The following is an 18133-nucleotide window of genomic DNA, read 5'->3' as shown; positions in this document are numbered from 1 at the left end:
GATAAAATGGTAGGAGTGATGTTCCATGCTGCCCAAGGATGGTATTGCCACAGCGGAAGATGTGGCCCAGGTCTTACCCTCGCAGGAACGCTTGGCCCTAGGTCCGGTGGCCATAGCTGAATGCTTTCAAAATATACCCTGTGATCCCTGTTACCATAGCTGTAAGCGGGGAGCAATCAAAGAGTTTACCGATATCAATGAGCGACCGCAAATATTATTTGACCAATGCAACGGTTGCGGCACCTGCATGAGTCGTTGCCCTGGCCTGGCAATTTTTGTTGTGGATGCTACTTATTCCGAAACCGAGGCCGTGGTTAAAATACCCTATGAATTTTTACCGATTCCTGAAGTAAATGAAATCGTCACAGCCATTAATCGGGCTGGCCAGGCCATCGGGGATGCCAAAGTTGTCCGGGTGCAAAACACGAAGGTGCAGGACCGGACAGCCATTGTATGGTTAGCTGTGCCTAAGGACTTAATGATGGAAATTCGGCATTTTAAAGTTAAGGGGGTGCAGTAAATGTGTCAAAATAACGGTCAGGATATGACTCTAATCTGTCGTTGTGAGGACATCACCGTAGAAGAGGTGCGTGCCTATATTCAAAAGGGAATCACTGATTTAGAACAACTGAAAAGGTTATTGCGTGTTGGCATGGGACCCTGTCAGGGTAGAACCTGCACCCCCTTAATTGTTCACGAACTGGCTAAAGCAACGGGACTGTCTGTGGAGGACATTCCTCTGACCGTATTCCGCCAACCAACCACCGCCGTAAAAATGGGGGTTCTCGCAGGAGGTACCGTGCATGAATAAAACCGCAAATTATGTTATTGTTGGCGGCGGCGTTATTGGCTGCTCCATTGCCTATCATCTGGCCAAGAAAGGTGCCAAGGATATCGTATTAATTGAAAGAAAATACCTTACCAGCGGTGCCACCGGTCGTTGTGGTGCCGGCGTGAGGATGCAATTTGGTACTGAGACCAACTGTATGTTGGCGAAGAACAGTATTGAAATGTTTGAAAACCTGGAAGAAGAACTTAGTTATGATGGAAGCATCGAATTTAAACAAAGCGGCTACTTGTTACTAGCCTACACAGAAAAAATGGTTGAACAATTTCATAAAAATCTTGGTGTTCAACATCAATTGGGCATTCCCTCCCGTTGGGTTACGCCGGAAGAGGCGAAGGAAATTGTACCACACCTAAATACCCAGGGCTTGTTGGGTGCTACCTTCTGTGGTAAAGATGGCCACTGTAATCCCTTCAAAACCACGGATGCCTATGCCAAGGCAGCCCAAAGGTTAGGGGTTGAAATATTAACCTACACGGAAGTTACTGGATTATTAGCTCACGAAGGGAAAATCAAGGGAGTTAAGACAAATAAAGGAACCATTGAGTCATCCGTGGTTATTTTATGTGCTGGTTCCTATTCCCGGGAACTTTCACAAACCATCGGCATTGATGTACCCATTACCCCGGAGCGACACCAAATTCTGGTCACAGAACCAGTGGAACCGCTGCAGGGTCCCATGGTGATGAGTTTTTACCATGGACTTTACTGCCAACAGGTACCCCATGGGGGTTTTGTGATGGGCCTTGGTGATCCTAACGAACCGAAGGATTACAATGATAATGGCAGTTGGCAGTTCCTCCATGAAATGGCGGCTAAGGCCACCTTCCTATTGCCACCACTGGCAAATTTAAGGGTAGTTCGGCAATGGGCCGGCCAATATGATTTGACACCGGATCGTCAACAAATTTTAGGCAGTGTGCCTGGTGTTGAAGGTTTTCACTTGGCCGCTGGTTTCTCCGGTCATGGTTTTATGATTGCCCCCATGACAGGAAAATTAATGGCCGAACACATTCTAGGGGAAGAAACCAGTTTCCCCATTGGTATGTTTGATTTCTCCCGCTTTGAGCGGGGAGAACTATTTGTTGAACCCTCCGTGGTATAGCACCACTGAGATTCATGGAATGAACACATATTGAAGGAGGAGCTTATGAAAAACTTTGCGAATGAACCCTTTACAAATTTTGCCTTGTCTGAAAATGCAGAAGCGATTAAGTCTGCCATCGCCCAAGTGCGTCAGGAATTGGGGAAAACATATCCCTTATATATTGGAGAAGAAACAATTTATAACGATGATCTAATTATTTCCACTAATCCGGCCAATGAAAATGAAATTATCGGTAAAGTGGCCAAGGCAAACTTGGCTCAGGCTGAACAGGCCATCGAAACTGCTTATGCTACCTTTAAGAGTTGGTCTAAGGTAGAAGCCGAAGAACGGGCCATCTATTTATTTAAAGCGGCTGAACGGATGAGACAAAGAAAGCATTATTTTTCCGCCTGGTTAATTTTAGAATCGGGTAAAAACTGGGCTGAGGCAGATGCAGACACCGCAGAGGCCATTGATTTTATGAATTTTTATGCCCATGAAATGTTGCGCTATGCCAATCCTCCAGAGTTGATTCCGGTAAACGGTGAGTATAACAAAATGAAATATGTTCCCCTGGGGGTAGGGGTTGTTATCCCGCCCTGGAACTTTCCCCTGGCCATTATGGCGGGTATGACAGTGGCATCGGTGGTAACCGGTAATACCGTTGTTCTTAAACCAGCCAGTGCTACACCGGTTATCGCTGCTAAATTCATGGAACTGCTGCAGGAGGTTGGTTTACCCAGTGGAGTGGTAAACTATCTGCCTGGCTCAGGCGGAGCCATTGGTGATTACTTGGTTTCCCATAAATTAACTCGTTTTATCAACTTTACCGGCTCTAAGGAAGTCGGGCTTAGGATCAGCGAATTAGCTGCTAAGGTTGCCCCAGGTCAAAAATGGATTAAGCGAGTAGCCGCTGAAATGGGCGGCAAAGATTCCATTATTGTGGATGAGACAGCAGACCTCGATAAAGCAGCCCAGGGAATTGTTGCTTCGGCCTTTGGTTTCCAGGGTCAAAAGTGTTCGGCATGTTCCAGGGCCATTGTTGTGGAAAGTGTCTATGAGGAAGTAATCGAAAAGGTTCTGGCACTGGCCTCAAAATTGGCCATGGGCTTGCCGGAAGAAAACTTTTCTACCGGGCCGGTCATTGAAAAGAGGGCCATGGAGAAAATTTTAGAGTACATCGAAATTGGAAAAACAGAAGGCACCCTGGTATTGGGGGGCGAAAGATTTGGCAATCAGGGTTGGTTTGTTAGGCCCACCATCTTTAAGGATATAGCACCCACAGCCAGAATTTCCTTAGAAGAAATCTTTGGGCCGGTCTTGGCCTTGATCAAGGTAAAGGATTTTGCTGAAGCATTGGCTGTTGTTAACAATACAGAGTATGGCTTAACCGGTTCCTTATATAGCAGAAACAGAGAAAACATTGCCCAGGCTAAGGAAGAATTTAATGTTGGCAACCTGTATTTTAATAGAAAATGTACCGGAGCACTGGTTGGGGTTCATCCCTTTGGCGGTTTTAATATGTCCGGTACCTGTTCAAAGGCGGGTGGCTATGACTATTTAGGCTTACTAATGCAGATGAAAATAACCTCAGAAACCTTAGGCTAATGGATAAAGGGAGTGTCGCACGGCGACACTCCCTTTATTATTGCACATTGTACTAGTCAGAGAGTATAAGATTTTAAGGATGATAGCGTTAGAAAAGCTAAAGCTTGCGCCAAGCTTTTCTAATGTAATTTCTGGATAATCTTCACTAAAGTGGTGAAACTAACAATGGTGATTACATGAAACTGTGGCAGATGATTAAGAAAACCTTTGCATACAAACCCGATACAGACCGGGAGGGTTTTGTTCTTAAAGAGACTCCGGAAGAAAAAGCTCAGGTTAAAGATGGTGACCTCCGTGTTTTTATCCAACCTGAGAACCAGGATGACAAATCAGAAAGCCGTTCCCGCTTTAAAAAACCCCATCGAGTTTCCCGTAAAGAAACTCCGGCGAATAAAGATGGCAAAGAGGAAAATAGACGCCAATCTGAAAAACAGGAGTCTGAAATTAAAGAAAATCCTGATCGAACAGAGGAGAGTAAAAAGAATAGCGGACCTAAAAGGGGTAAAAAGCCCCTTAAAGTATCCGAGGCCCAGCATGATGATCCGGATAAGGTCAGTATCCATTTAGAGATAAATAAAAAACGTATCGAAGAAATATATGATCTGCCAACGAATAAGGATTTTATTATTCGTGAATTTACCATTGCATTATCACCTCCTGTGCAAGCCTTTGCTTTGTTTATGGAGGGACTCAGCGACAAAACTGTCATCAACCAGGACATCCTACAGCCCATGATGCTGTTTTCCAATTTTCATGAAAAAGTGGATGACTATTTACTGGATCATATACAAAAAAGGGTCATCACAAGCAACCAAGTCAATGCCCATAGCGAATATAAAGCGATTGTGGCTGAGGTGAATTATGGCTCCACAGCCGTGTTTATAGATGGCATTGACCAGGCCTTGCTGGTGGAGACCAAGGGTTGGGAGCACAAGGGTGTAAGTTTACCCATCAATGAACCCTTAATACGGGGATCCCAGGAGGCTTTTGGAGAAACCTTTCGTACCAATACGGGTCTGGTGAGAAAGTATATACGTTCCGCCCAATTAACCACAGAAATGTTTAAACTGGGGGAAGTAACTCAAAATGATGTGGCCATCATGTACCTAAGGGATAGGGTAAATGAAAAACTGCTGCAAGAGGTCAAAAGACGCATAACATCGATCAAAGCAGATGGCGTAGTGGATAGTGGGATTTTGGAACAATACATCGAAGAAAGGCCCTGGAATTTTGCCCCCCAGGTAATGGCCACCGAAAGGCCGGACCGGGTAGCCTTTATGCTGCTAAGGGGTAAGATAGCCATTTTTGTTGATGGCAATCCCTATATCTTAATCGTTCCTACCACCATGTTTGACCATCTGCACAGCCAAGAGGATTATTATCTACGTCCCATGTATGGCACCTTTCTTAGGTTAATCAGGGGTTTAGCCTTTTATTTAAGCTTTCTTACGCCGGGTGTTTATCTGGCCATTGTATTGTTTCATAAAGAAATGGTTCCCACTGAGCTTTTGCTGGCCATCACCGGGGCCAGGGAAAAGGTACCTTTTCCCAGCCTTGTAGAGGTCATCATTATGGAAATCTCCTTTGAACTGATCAGAGAGGCAGGATTGAGGGTGCCGGGCTTGATGGGCAGTACCATAGGAATTGTGGGTGCCTTAGTCCTGGGCCAGGCGGCGGTACAGGCCAATATCGTCAGCCCTATTCTGGTAATTATTGTGGCTATTACGGGCCTAGCCTCCTTTGCCATCCCTTCCTATTCACTACAATTTTCTCTGCGCATTATGAGGTTTGGTTATATTTTTTTAGGAGCAATGTTGGGCTTTGTGGGAATTGTCTTTGGCTTGTTTACTCAAATGCATATGATGGCTTCCCTAAAATCCTTTGGCGTACCCTATCTGGCACCAATGTCACCCACCACCCGATCTTCCGGAGATGTGGTTTTTCGGGTGCCGGTATTTTCTTGGGAAAGAACACCGGACTATTTAAATACCAAGAAAACAAGGTTTCAACCTAAAATAGCCAGGGGTTGGGTTAAGGATAAAAATAAGACTAAGACTAAAACTAAAACCTAGGGGATTGTTTAGGGGTCTAGCTTGGCCGTTAGCCATTAGCTAAAAGGTGCAAGCTAAGACCTTCATACCGTTAAGGGTACCATCAATAATGGAAATTTTGTGTCATCCTGAGCCAGCCCTGCCAATGTTTAGAAGATACTGTGTTACAGCACAGGATGACAACGGTTTATGGCAGCCCAGATACTGGTTGTTTTTTTAGGTGCTAAAAGGTAATGGCTCATAGCAAAAAGCGAAAGGCTAATCGGAAAGGAAGAAGATCAATGCTTAAGGAAGGAAAAATAGGCATCTATGAAGGTTTTGCGCTGATCTTTATATCCAACATATCCGGCCTGTTTTTGTCTTTGCCTGCCAGCTTAATGGAAGATGGAAAGTCTATGATTTGGCTAACATTTTCTATGGTACATTTAGTAACAATGCTTAATTTAGTCATCATAATTTTACTTATGAAGAGGCATGCCGATACCACTATTATTGAAGCCAGTGAGCAGATACTGGGGCGTTATCTGGGAATCTTAATTGGTCTAATCCTGGCAGCTTATTTTATTATGCGGGAGGCCTTTCTATTTCGCAGCTATTCAGAGGCCTTTTTGCTATCAACCTTGCCAAGAACACCCATTAGTATCGTATTGATAACCATAGCCACGGCCGCCATCGTCAGTGCACATTACGGGGTGGAAATCATTGCCAGAGTAGCCCGGATATGCTTAACCTTTATTGTTCTTGGTATCGTATCGGTTTTGTTACTAACTATGCCAAACATTAGTCCAAACTATATTTTTCCACTGTTTGTGGAAGATCCTTTAAAGATTATCGGAAATTCAGTATTAAACTATTCCGTTACCAGTGAAGTGCTGGTACCTGGCCTTATTCTGCATGCAATGGGTGGATGGCGTTTTGCCGCCAAAATTAGTTTTTGGGCCATATTATGTGGTGGCTCCATAATTCTAATCGCTTCAATTATGATTTTATTAACCTTTGGTGTACAGGGTGGTTCGGAATTAACATTGCCCTTTTATGAAACAAGTAAATTAATTGCATTTGGACGTTTTTTGCAGAGAATGGAGCCAGTTTTTTTATTGACCTGGGCAATGGTAGGCTTTCTTAAATCAGCCTTGTATTTGTATTTATCGACGGTCATCTTATCCCGTATCTTTAAGCTGCCAGATTATCGACCACTATTGTGGATAATTACCCTGTTATGCTTTGTAATTGCCATTTTACCGCCGGATTATCCTAGCACCTTGGAATTGGAAGGTATTATGCTGGGAACGGTAGGTTTTATTCCTGTACTAATTATTCCTTTATTCCTATTGATAATATCAATTATAAGAAATCTTGGAGTAAACGCCGGGTCACCCCGTAATGACCCTTAGGACGAAATTGATTTGAGATAAGGGGCTGTGGCAATGGGGAAGCATGGGAATAAAATACTGAGCATGATTTTATTATTACTTTTACTGCCCCAGCTTTGCGGTTGTACCGGAGGTCGGGAAACCGATGAAGTGGCACTGGTCCTGGCCGTTGGCTTTGACAAGGGGGAAAATTCTCCCCTGGAAATGACGGTTACCATAGCCAATCCTCAGAGCTTTGCTGCCGGGGAAGGAGGGGGAGGGGGTAAGGCGGAAAATTATATAACGGCCAATGTGGAGGGACCCTCTATTTGGGAATGTTATCTATTGTTTAACACCTTTGGCACCAGAGACATAAGTTTTGTACACACCATCGCTTATATATTTAGTGAAGAGCTGGCCAAGGAAGGAATGGATAAATACCTTCACGCACTGTTACGCCAGCGAGAAGTGCGCAGAAACAGTCAAATATTAATTTGCCGGGGAACTGCAAAGGAGTTTATGAAGAATAACAAACCGCAACTGGAGGCATCCCCAAACAAGCAATATCAGGCCATGGAACGGTTAGCTGGACTGACAGAGTTATCTCCGTCCATCACGCTTCATAAGTTTTACTCAACTCTCAAGTCCCTCCATAGTAGTCCTGTGGCATCATTGGTTGGAACAAATACCGGTGAAAAAAAAGCGTCTAAGCAAAAATCACCTTTATTGGTACCCTATGTAGCAGGTGAGGTGCCCCAGGAAGGGGGGAGCGCAAACGCTGAATTTATTGGCACAGCAGTTTTTAGGGATGATCAGCTGGTAGGGGAATTAGACGGTACGGAAACAAGGCTTATGCTTTTGATGAATGGGGATTTTAATATCTCCACTTTTACCCTAAGAGATCCCAAAAAACCAAAGGATGTTATTGCTTTACGACTTAGACAGGCCAAAAAGCCGGATATCAAAATAGTAAGTGACAAGGAAAAACTCAACATTCACCAAACCATCTACATGGAGGGAGAATTTCTTTCCATCCAGAGCGGTGAAAACTATGAAGGCACCAAAAGAAAAAAAATTGTTGAGCAAGCCTTTAACCAGCAAATGCAACAGCTATCTCAAGCTTTAATCGATAAATCAAGAGATCATAATTGGGGCGATATATTCAATTATGATCTTGTATATAGAAAGCAAGTTAGCACATGGGAGGAATGGGAAACTCTAAATTGGAAAGAGATGTATGATACCGCTGAAATAACGGTGGAGTACAAAACGAATATTCGACGACCAGGTCTCATGAGAACAACCAATCACATTATCAGGGGGTAGATGATTTGGAGTACCTTTTAGCCCTGATCCCTTTAATGATTGGGGCTTATACCCTTTCCTTTGTTCATTGGCTTTGGCAACAAAAAAATAAGCGCGGGGCAGTGGGAACCTTTTTGTTAACAATTTTTACCATAATACTTTCCTTTTATGTCATTTTTGTTAGGGAGAGTTTTTAGAAACCTAAAAAAAAGGAAAAAATACCCTGACTGTGGAATAACATAGTTTGGCACTTTTTTAGGGGATGTGATTTATCTTGGAAATAAAGGTTCAACCCAGGCCCTTGGAGGATGCGGCAGATTTAGCCACCGCCTTAAAAAGGCTATTTACCGAGGAATGGGGCGGGCCAAAGAGTGCTCTAGCCCTGGCTTATCTCCGGGATATAGTAATCCCTGATTTAATAAGCTGCTTGAAAAAAAACTGGCAGCTATTGGCTAACCCAACCTTCCGTGAAATTCTTTGCTCCAAACTTAACACACAGTTTGCCTATCCCCTTGTCTTTGCCACCGGATTGACTGAGGACATCTTGGCCTGCACCAAGCGGGTTTTAGGTGTTAGCACCTTGCCAAACAATCATCCCTGGCAGCCCTGGGAAATTATTCTGCGGATGTTTACCATCGGCTATGGGATTCCGGAAATCGCGCAAAAAACAGGATATCCAGAGGCGTACCTCAATGTATTACACAAAAAATATCAAGATTTTCGCAGGACCGTAGAAGTCCTGGGAGATCCCTCTGAGGAGCAGCTTTTATGCTACTACGGAATGGACGGTAACGAAATAGAATTAATTCGTTTTATGTATGATTTTCAAGGCCGCTTCCAGGCTTGCAAAAATTACTACGAACGGCTTTGCGCCGAACAAATTATTATGGATACAGAATTAAATATTGATCCCGAACAATTAATAACTCTTTTTGAAGGATTATTTGAGGTGGAGAGGCTTTTGAATTTGGGACGATATGCGGATTTACTTAAGGGATCTAAAACTGCTTGGTTAACGGGTGAGAGTTACTATATTAAAACCAAGGGTTATGGACTTTTATCAGATTGGTCAAAAAAACAAATCATAGCCCTGCTGGAAAGGCTGCAGGAGAATAACTTAATTTTAGTGGATTCTTCCCAGGAACCTGTTTTAAATATCTCTGAGCAGGCTGCCCGTCTTATTGTACCAAGGGTGGTACCAGGGTTGGCTGATGAAGTGCAGAACATTTTACGAAGTAAAGCCAGGGATAAGATATCCCGCAGTACGGCAGTTTTACAAGGAAAGAATCCCGAAGTAACTGTCCATATCATTCAAGAATTGGTTCGTCGGGGTGACACAGGGGTTATTATTTGTTTTAAAGCATTACAACGCCGGGTACCTAAGAAAATATTTCTTGAACTTATTTGGGCCTGTGGCCAACTGGGGGGTAAAGATTCCGTAAGCCTGCTTTGTAAAACAATTTTGGATCGAGATAGCCTGGTCCGTTTAAAAACCTGTCAGGCCATGGGTAATATAGCCGAACCGTCCTTTTATTTTGCCTTAATAAATGTATTGGATGATACTGTGGACGAGGTTCGGGAGCAGGCGGTCATAGCCCTGGGTAAACTAAAGATGCCCAGTGCCGTAAAACATTTAGAACGCCTTATCAATAATCCCGGAGAAACACCACAGGTTCAAAGGGAGGCAAGAAATATAAGGGCGATTCTCATTCGCTTAAGGGAAAAAGGAAAAATTGAGGAATAATCTGCCATCTTGCCAACTCAGACTTGACGGACTATTTTGGCAAATGAGATAATAATTATAATGGCAGAACGGACATGACAAAATTTATGGGGGTGCGGATTTGTTAGAAAAAGAATTGGTAATTGTAGGTGGAGGTCCCGCTGGTTATGCAGCCGGCCTTTATGCAGCACGGGCTGATATAAATGGCGTCTTAATCGAAAGGGGTATGCCCGGGGGTCAGGCAGCAGCCACTGAGTGGATAGAGAACTATCCCGGTTTTCCCGGCGGTATCGGCGGTATCGATCTTGCACTAAAAATGGATGAGCAGGCCAGATCCTTTGGCTTAGAAATTATGACTGCTGATGTAGAAAAAATTGAAAAACAGGGTGCTGAATTTATGGTTACCACGGGTCAAGATACCATCAAGGCCAAAACCATTATTTTTGCCTGTGGGTCGAAACCACAATTTTTGGGTGTGCAGGGTGAAAGTAAATTTCACGGTAGAGGAGTTTCCTATTGTGCCACCTGTGATGGTGCTTTCTTTAGAGATAAAACCGTTGCTGTGGTAGGTGGCGGGGACGCTGCTGTGGAGGAAGCCTTGTTCCTCACTAAGTTTGCCGCTAAGGTTTATATTATTCATCGCAGGGGTGAATTGCGTGCCACTAAGGTTATTCAAAAACGCGCCTTGGCCAACGAAAAAATAGATTTTGTTTGGCATGCCGTGGTGGATGATGTTTTAGGTGATAATCAAGTTGAGGCAGTGAGAATAAAAGACGTTAGAACAGGTGAACTATCCCAGCTTGCAGTGGATGGTGTATTTATATACGTAGGTACCAGTGCCAATTCAGATCTGGTAAAAGATTTAGTAGAAACGGATTCCCGTGGTTATATTTTAGCCAATGAAAAAATGGAAACCTCCGTTCCTGGCTTATATGTGGCCGGAGATGTGAGACAAAAGACACTTAGACAGGTTGTAACTGCTGTTGCCGATGGTGCCATTGCTGCCATGGAAATAGAAAAGTACCTGGCGTCCCTGGAAGATTAAAAAAAAGCTGTATCTTGGGTTAGATACAGCGAGAAAGGGAGAGGAGATTAGGTTGAGAATTCAACCTACTTAATTTAGTATAACCAAAGGTAAAAATATTTATTTGAGTCAACAAGAAAATATATAGCCCTCAGCCGTTAGCCATCAGCTTTTAGCTTGGGGTCACTTGAGCTTTTCTTTAAGCCTTGGGCCATGGGCCTTGGGCTTTTTATTTTTAAGCTAAAGGCTGACGGCTAAAGCAGTGTGAAAACCTAACTGGGGTAAAGAACCTATGCAGTACTTGAGTAAAGGAGTGAGAGATGGTTATGAAACATATCCTGGGAATTGTCGCGTCACGGAGGGTGGTTGGCAATTCTGAGATTTTGGCCAAAGCCGCCATGGAGGCAACTGGATCGGATAACCAGATGGAGATGATTAGACTGCCTGAGCTGGATATAAGGCCCTGTAGGGCCTGTTATAGTTGTCTGCCGGCAGATGTTCCCTGTCATATTGAGGATGACCTCAATTTTTTACTGGACAAAATTAGAGCTGCAGATGCTGTGGTTTTAGCTGCACCGGTCTATTTTTTAGGACCACATAGTAGTATTAAAATCTTGCAGGATCGGTTTCTTTCAGTGGGCAACAAATATCAAGATTTTGCTGGCAAACCTTGCATTAACATTGTCAGTTACGGAGTAGCAGATTGGGAGGGTTATGCCCAGGAAGTATTAAATATTACAGCAAAATTTTTAAATCTGCATCTGGTTGATAGTGCCAGATTTCTTGGGGCCAATCCTGGTGAGGTATTAGAAGATCCTGAAAACCTGGCGAGGGTTAGACAAATGGGACGTAACCTTGTGGATCCCAATTACCAGCGAAGGGTCAAGGCAACGGAATGTCCGGTCTGTTGGAGTGAAATTTTACGATATGATGGCAAGGATATAACCTGCCCCTTCTGTGGCACAAAGGGTGAGCTTAAAGTAGAAGGGCAGGAGGTAAAATATATCTTTTATCCCGAACCCAAGCACCGTTTCAGTGATGAGGGAAAACGCCATCATTTTGATGAGTTTCTCAATAGCAAGAAACAGGAGTTTATCGCCAAGAAGAACCATTACAAAGAACTGCAAGCACCCTATCGTTCCCTTGATTGGTGGGTAAAACCGTAAATAGACTCACGACGGTTCTTTTGAGTCTGTGGGTCTGCCCGTAAATTCCCTCCTTTAAATGGTAACCAAATCGACCCAGATGGAATAAATTAGCAATTAACCCATGCGTTGGGAGCTTGGTAATTTAAAAAGGAGGGAATACCATGATTAAAGTACAAAACTCGCAATTTGATTTGCCAATTTTATATCTCAACCCGGTTTATTTGTCCCAAGGTGATGGAACAATCATCTCTTATACCGATGGAAGCCAACACACGGATAAGAGAAATATTCGAAGTATTCGACGTGCCCTTTGCAAATATTTTGCATTGGATTACTCAGCTTTACGTAATAAATTTCGGGATCATTGCGATATAGGACTTCCCCCCTTAATGCTCAAACCTGGCTATGTTTTATTGCCAATAAAAACACGTATTGCACGGTGTAAAGGGGATCCCTGCTATGCCTATATAAACCTTTATTATGTTGCTTCGGTAGTTGAACAGACTGGACTAGAGGGAAGATCAACAATCAATTTTAACAATGGCACGGGTATAAGCTGTCATAACACGGTCAAAACCATTAAGAACAAGATTATGCTGGCCAAAAGTGTTGATGAGAAATCTCAGGCAGCGGGGCATAAGGATCAGGCCATAAAGGAGATCCTGGACTTATTTAGTAAAATACTACGAAAGGATAAATAGCTAGTCTCGAACATATATGACATTGTTTTGGGTTGCATTCTTTGCCACCCTAAAACGAACCTTTCACTCAAAGGAGCCAGGCAGCAGGGTTCCTATAAACCGATGTCATCCTGAGCGACAGCGAAGGATTAGATAACTGCATACTAAAACCCAAGGCTCACGGCAACTTTTCACAGTGAAGCATAGCAAAGAAGCAATTGTTTTGGTTAATAAATTGGTTGGACAAACTACTGAAAAGTAATTCAATTACATAGCCTGGAGTGATGAGAGTGAAGCTTACCTATTTTGGCCATTCTGCATTTTTATTGGAATCCCAACAGGTAACCATTGCCATTGACCCTTTCCTAAGCGGCAACCCAGTGGCTCCCAAGAATATCAACATAAAACCAGACTATATTCTTGTCAGCCACGGACATGGCGATCATGTTGGTGATGCCCTAAGCATCGCCAAAGAATCTTTAGCTACCATTGTGTCAGTTTTCGAATTGGCCAATTTTTGTGCCAGGCAGGGGGTTAAGGTACACCCCATGCACCTCGGCGGTTCCCATGATTTTGGCAGTTTTAAAGTAAAACTAACCCTAGCCTTACACGGCAATTCCACCGGCGGTGATCAAGGCCCGGCTGAATATTTGGGTAACCCATGCGGCTTTTTAATCCAGGTTGAGGATAGGCTAATTTACCATGCCGGAGATACCGGATTATTTGGCGATATGAAATTGATAGGTGACTTAAATAGCATTGATACGGCACTTTTACCCATCGGCGATAATTTTACCATGGGCCCAGAGGATGCCTTGGAAGCCGTTAAGATGTTAAATCCTAGACAGGTCATTCCCATGCACTACAATACCTGGCCCCTCATAAACCAAGACCCAATTGCTTTCCAAAGGTCGGTAGAACAATCAACAGCTGCTAAGGTGAGGATTATGCAACCAGGGGATACCATAGAAATATAAGATATTATCACAAAATTGTAGGGAATGGTATGGACCATTCCCTACAAACAATTAAAAAGGAAGTGTCGCTTTACCTATTAATAAATAGTTTTGCGACACTTCCTAATTCTGTCTAAGATTAATGTTTGGATTTGTTGTGGATATATTGATAAGTAACATCTGCAATAAAGAGAAGTTCTTTAAATAATCTAAGCATGTTCGTGCACCTCTTTTCGGTAGTCATTGGAAGCCTTGCTATGCTTAGATTTTAACTCTAAAAGGAGGGTAAGTAAAATACAGATATGATGATGCAACCTATAAGGTAATCCTTATGGGCTGCTATTCTTCCCGAACCTCAGCTTATTTTAGAATAAAAATATTGACTACAGTGAATATTAGGTGTAAAATAATATTTTTTGATAAAATTAGTGATTCATGTTATACTTTATTAGGTATAATAAATGGGGGGTGAATGAATGTATCAGGTTGGGGATAAAGTTCTTTATCCTATGCATGGGGCAGGTATCATTAATGCAATTGAAGAAAAGGAGATCCTTGGGAATAAGCAGCTATATTATGTAATGAATGTTAGAAACATGCAGGTAATGTTTCCCATGGAGTCTGAGGCGCGAGTAAGACCTATTGTGGGCTTAGATATATTGGAAGAAGTATTTATAACTCTCAATGAAGGGGAGTTTGACGCAACCATTAAGCCAAACCAAAGATACAGAACTAATTTGAATAAAATGAGAACCGGCGACATTTGCCAAGGGGCTGAGGTTATCCGTGAGCTAGTTTTAATGAGTAAAAGAAGAGTTCTTTCCACAGGAGATAAAGCAATGTTAGATAATGCTCTACAAATATTAATTAGTGAACTAGTTTTAGTAAAAGGAATTGGTCAAGAACAAGCGGCTGATTTATTAAATCAGGTAATGAATAATTAGAAGGACCACTTTAAAAAGTGGTCCTTCTAATTATTCATTATAACTTCACAATATTCTCTGCTTGTGGTCCACGATTACCCTCTACCACGTCAAATTCAACACGTTGACCTTCATCCAATGATTTGTATCCTTCACCGGTTATCGCGCTAAAATGAGCAAAGACGTCTTTGCCACCACCATCTACTTCAATAAAACCAAAACCCTTTTCTGCATTAAACCATTTTACTGTACCTTGCATATTTGTTACCTCCAATTTTTTATTAATGTTATCATTTTTTATTTTCCAGTAAATAAAAAAGTCACACATTGTAAAAGGTTCCATCGCACAAATAACAACCCTTTACAATATGTGAGCTAAAGGTTAATTTATGTTTTTATATTTTACCACTATTTAACTTACAATGCAAGAACTTTTAGTAAAAAATGAAAAATTAGCGATGGGATAATTGGTAATGTTTCTAAACAAATATCTATGCTATACTTGGTTAGAAGGGCTTTCAGAAAGGAGAATAATATTGTATTACAATAATTTGTTTGAAAATGACCAACCCTCCGTTCATTCCTAGGACGGGGATGAACAGATAAGTTTAAAGCCTCCTCGTCTAGAGATTGCTATAAAAATCTTTCTAAATAGGCGGAGGTAACCGATCATGAACAATACGGTATTAGGAGCAATATGTTTATCTTTAGCAGCTAGTATCTGGGGCAGTATGTATGTGGTAAGTAAATATGTACTGGATTTTATACCCCCAATTACTCTTGTTTGGTTAAGATATGTGGTTGCGTTCTTTGTTTTATATCTAATCTTAAGAATTTCCCAAAACCAAAATAAAAATCCTGAAAAATTTGAAAAGAAGGATTGGCTGCTCTTAGGATGGATTGGATTTATTGGATATTTTGTTTCAATTTCTTTTCAGTTTATCGGGACGAAACTTTCAGATGCCCATACAGGTGCACTAATCACCTCAGCAACACCAGCCTTCATTGTAATATTTGCCCGATTGGTTTTAAAAGAAAGACTTACTACACGCAAGATTTTCTCTCTTTTATTAGCTACTATTGGGGTTGCAATTGTTGTAGGTTGGGATTCAAGCCTTGGCAGTCACCTTTGGGGAAGCATCATTTTAGTAGGCGCTGCTATAACATGGGCATTACTATCTGTTTATGTTAAAGTTGCATCATACAACCACTCCTCATTAACCATAACAACTTATGCTATTTTATTTGCTTTAATTTTTACAACGCCGTTTATGTTGTGGGAGATTCAAACGAACAACATCGTGCTGAATACGGAAATCATCCTTGGTGTTCTGTATTTGGGGACGGTATCAACGGCGGGTGCTTTCTTCCTGTGGAATAAGGGCATGGAGATGATTGATGCTGGAATTGGGTCGTTGTTTTTCTTCTTCCAACCTTTGGTCGGCTCTTTTTTAGGCTGGCTATTACTGAATGAACGTTTGGATTTAAACTTTTTTCTGGGTGGGGCGTTGATTTTATTAGGCGTCCTGGTTGTTACGCTTAAGAAGAAGAGTTAGTAGGATGTAAAAAGGCAGGGACAACCTGTCTTTTTACTTTTATTTTTATTCTTGATTATGAACCAGGAACCACCTGTTACAGGATATGTCTTTATCGAATGTGCATACAGTATGTATACCATTCAGGTTTCTTTTACAGGCATTACATCCTTGACAACCTTTTATATTTAGGTCATTGGTGTGATAAAGGATACAATCAGACCCTTCTTTTTTAGCTCCTTCCATTATCCTATTGAGTAATATTGCAGTGTTTCCATGTTTACGTGGGCTACCCAAAAAACCGACTATCTTCATAGTAATTACCCCGTTTTTGGTTTAATTGTATCATACAATCGAATGTCAAAGGATTAGAGGAGGAGATAACTTTGAATATAAGATATGCTGTTGAAAAGGACCTGCCAACGATAGTAGATATTTACAATTCGACTATTTCTTCTAGAATGGTCACGGCTGACACTAGCCCGGTAACAGTTGAAAGTAGGTTAACTTGGTTTCGTGAACACAATCCAAATAATCGTCCAATCTGGGTTATAGAGGACACTTGCAATATTTTAGGTTGGTTAAGTTTCTCCTCTTTTTATAACAGGCCAGCCTATCATGCTACCTCGGAGGTTAGCATTTATATTGCCGAACAGCATCGAGGAAAGGGTATCGGTAAAAATTTACTGTCCAAGGCAATTCAAGAATCTCCAAGATTAGGGATTCATACGATTCTGGGATTTATCTTTGGTCACAACGAACCAAGTCTACAGTTGTTTTTGAGATTTAATTTTGAACGTTGGGGTTATTTGCCCAGAGTAGCTGTTCTGGATGGAATAGAAAGGGATTTAGTAATCCTTGGCCTTCGAGTTGTCTAATGTATTTTTTAGTTTAAAATAATTGCTATGGTCCTAAAAAGTGCAGGGGAATTACCAATAGAAATCATTTTACTAAAAGAGATAGAAAGCATAGAGCAAGAGCTTGCAAAATGTAAAATAGCTGGTGAAAAAGAAAATTTAAAGCAAAAATTAAAAGAGTTACGATTGAAATATGAGATACAAAGGGATGCACGCAGTAATTTCTTTCATAACTAATTCAGTAAGCCATTATGCTGATGGGAGAAGTAAAAAATTCATTAGAAATTTATAGAGGAGTTGATGGGATGTCGGTATTATTAGAAACATTCACAAGGGGTTACGGAAGTCCTTCATAGCAGACAGGTCTTCTGAACATGTAAGGATTCTTCCGTAACAATTAAAATTTAGGAGGAATTCAGAAAGATGTTTGAAATTCGTCCCGAAAGCCAAAAAGAATATCCCGAAGTTTATAACGTTAATTTAAGGGCATTTAATAAACATGTTGAACCAAAACTTGTGGAAGCCATTAGAAAGTCAGAAAATTATAATGCGGAACTATCCTTAGTTGCCGTTCTTAACGACACAGTTGTAGGGCATATAATGTTTAGCACCATCACGATAGAAACCGATAATGGGAATATACCCGTTCTTAGTCTTGCACCACTGGCGGTTCTACCTGACTATCAAAACCGCAAAATTGGTACGGAGCTTATTAAACAAGGGCTGGAAGAATGTAAGAGATTAGGATTCAAGATTGTAGTTTTAGTTGGTCATCCGAATTATTATCCCCGTTTTGGTTTTGTACCGGCTAGGTCGGTGGGATTGGAAGCCCCATTTGAGGTACCCGATGAAGCATTCATGGTTCTAGAACTTTACCCCGGAGCGTTGAAAAACATCAAAGGAACCGTTAAGTATCCACCTGCGTTTGGTATTTAAATTAATAATTGGACTTAATGCTTACCTACTAAAAAGAAGGTTCCTTTAGTTATGTTATTTCTTAACTTAATAAGATATTGACATTACGGTAAAAAGTGGTA

20 protein-coding genes are annotated in these 18133 nt (G+C 41.7%); 18 read left to right on the top strand and 2 right to left on the bottom strand.

All coding sequences use genetic code 11. From position 1 onward, the window contains the following. Positions 1–25: 25 nt before the first annotated feature. The 14 genes from V6C11_RS09160 to V6C11_RS09095 all read left to right on the top strand — a co-directional run bounded on the left by V6C11_RS09160 (position 26) and on the right by V6C11_RS09095 (position 14725). Complete coding sequence (locus V6C11_RS09160; protein WP_333530837.1) at positions 26–520, top strand: 4Fe-4S binding protein; 495 nt, start codon at positions 26–28, stop codon at positions 518–520. After that, positions 521–811 (top strand): (2Fe-2S)-binding protein, encoded by a 291-nt coding sequence (locus V6C11_RS09155; RefSeq protein WP_333530836.1) that lies wholly within the window; start codon positions 521–523, stop codon positions 809–811. Further along, a complete protein-coding gene (locus tag V6C11_RS09150) occupies positions 804–1952 on the top strand; it encodes an NAD(P)/FAD-dependent oxidoreductase (RefSeq protein ID WP_333530835.1) in 1149 nt (382 codons plus the stop codon). Before V6C11_RS09155 ends, V6C11_RS09150 begins: the two co-directional genes overlap by 8 nt. Before the next feature lie 45 nt (positions 1953–1997). Continuing rightward, the gene (pruA, locus tag V6C11_RS09145; protein ID WP_333530834.1) at positions 1998–3542 is read left to right on the top strand and encodes an L-glutamate gamma-semialdehyde dehydrogenase; all 1545 of its coding nucleotides are present in this window, start codon (positions 1998–2000) and stop codon (positions 3540–3542) included. A 176-nt stretch (positions 3543–3718) separates the two neighbouring features. Continuing rightward, a complete protein-coding gene (locus V6C11_RS09140) occupies positions 3719–5614 on the top strand; it encodes a spore germination protein (protein WP_333530833.1) in 1896 nt (631 codons plus the stop codon). Positions 5615–5874: 260 nt separating this feature from the next. Then, on the top strand, positions 5875–6987 hold the full coding sequence (locus tag V6C11_RS09135; protein ID WP_333530832.1) for a GerAB/ArcD/ProY family transporter: 1113 nt from the start codon (positions 5875–5877) through the stop codon (positions 6985–6987). Between the two features lie 33 nt (positions 6988–7020). Then, on the top strand, positions 7021–8271 hold the full coding sequence (locus V6C11_RS09130) for a Ger(x)C family spore germination protein (RefSeq protein WP_333530831.1): 1251 nt from the start codon (positions 7021–7023) through the stop codon (positions 8269–8271). A 5-nt stretch (positions 8272–8276) separates the two neighbouring features. Continuing rightward, the gene (locus V6C11_RS09125) at positions 8277–8447 is read left to right on the top strand and encodes a hypothetical protein (RefSeq protein WP_333530830.1); all 171 of its coding nucleotides are present in this window, start codon (positions 8277–8279) and stop codon (positions 8445–8447) included. Positions 8448–8524: 77 nt separating this feature from the next. Continuing rightward, complete coding sequence (locus tag V6C11_RS09120) at positions 8525–9994, top strand: HEAT repeat domain-containing protein (protein ID WP_333530829.1); 1470 nt, start codon at positions 8525–8527, stop codon at positions 9992–9994. Positions 9995–10094: 100 nt separating this feature from the next. Beyond that, positions 10095–11018 carry a thioredoxin-disulfide reductase gene (gene trxB, locus V6C11_RS09115; protein WP_333530828.1) on the top strand — a complete coding sequence of 308 codons (924 nt, stop codon included), beginning with the start codon at positions 10095–10097 and terminating at the stop codon, positions 11016–11018. Positions 11019–11317: 299 nt separating this feature from the next. Beyond that, positions 11318–12163: a flavodoxin family protein gene (locus tag V6C11_RS09110; RefSeq protein WP_333530827.1), complete on the top strand. Its 846-nt coding sequence runs from the start codon at positions 11318–11320 to the stop codon at positions 12161–12163. A 143-nt stretch (positions 12164–12306) separates the two neighbouring features. Next, positions 12307–12846, top strand: coding sequence for a hypothetical protein (locus tag V6C11_RS09105; protein ID WP_333530826.1), 540 nt, complete (start codon positions 12307–12309; stop codon positions 12844–12846). A gap of 269 nt (positions 12847–13115) precedes the next feature. Then, positions 13116–13802 carry a metal-dependent hydrolase gene (locus tag V6C11_RS09100; RefSeq protein ID WP_333530825.1) on the top strand — a complete coding sequence of 229 codons (687 nt, stop codon included), beginning with the start codon at positions 13116–13118 and terminating at the stop codon, positions 13800–13802. Positions 13803–14257: 455 nt separating this feature from the next. Further along, entirely contained in the window at positions 14258–14725 is a 468-nt protein-coding gene (locus tag V6C11_RS09095; RefSeq protein ID WP_333530824.1) for a CarD family transcriptional regulator, read from the top strand. A gap of 37 nt (positions 14726–14762) precedes the next feature. Here the strand turns inward: V6C11_RS09095 and V6C11_RS09090 are convergent, their stop codons facing one another. Further along, entirely contained in the window at positions 14763–14963 is a 201-nt protein-coding gene (locus tag V6C11_RS09090; RefSeq protein ID WP_333530823.1) for a cold shock domain-containing protein, read from the bottom strand. A 412-nt stretch (positions 14964–15375) separates the two neighbouring features. Between V6C11_RS09090 and V6C11_RS09085 the strand changes: the two genes are divergently transcribed. Next, a complete protein-coding gene (locus V6C11_RS09085) occupies positions 15376–16260 on the top strand; it encodes a DMT family transporter (RefSeq protein ID WP_333530822.1) in 885 nt (294 codons plus the stop codon). 45 nt (positions 16261–16305) lie between these two features. Here V6C11_RS09085 and V6C11_RS18695 read toward each other — a convergent pair whose 3' ends face one another. Then, positions 16306–16554, bottom strand: coding sequence for a flavodoxin family protein (locus V6C11_RS18695; protein ID WP_442886058.1), 249 nt, complete (start codon positions 16552–16554; stop codon positions 16306–16308). Between the two features lie 71 nt (positions 16555–16625). Between V6C11_RS18695 and V6C11_RS09080 the strand changes: the two genes are divergently transcribed. From V6C11_RS09080 to V6C11_RS09070, 3 genes are all read left to right on the top strand, one after another. After that, positions 16626–17117 carry a GNAT family N-acetyltransferase gene (locus V6C11_RS09080; protein ID WP_333530821.1) on the top strand — a complete coding sequence of 164 codons (492 nt, stop codon included), beginning with the start codon at positions 16626–16628 and terminating at the stop codon, positions 17115–17117. A gap of 27 nt (positions 17118–17144) precedes the next feature. Next, positions 17145–17333, top strand: coding sequence for a hypothetical protein (locus tag V6C11_RS09075; protein ID WP_333530820.1), 189 nt, complete (start codon positions 17145–17147; stop codon positions 17331–17333). Positions 17334–17519: 186 nt separating this feature from the next. Further along, positions 17520–18032, top strand: coding sequence for a GNAT family N-acetyltransferase (locus tag V6C11_RS09070; protein WP_333530819.1), 513 nt, complete (start codon positions 17520–17522; stop codon positions 18030–18032). Positions 18033–18133: the final 101 nt, after the last annotated feature.

The organism is Desulfotomaculum sp. 1211_IL3151, assembly GCF_036763075.1.
Taxonomy (GTDB): Bacteria; Bacillota; Desulfotomaculia; order Desulfotomaculales; family Desulfotomaculaceae; genus Desulfotomaculum.
Note: the sequence above shows the minus strand (reverse complement) of the source record. Positions and strands in the feature narration are given on the sequence as shown.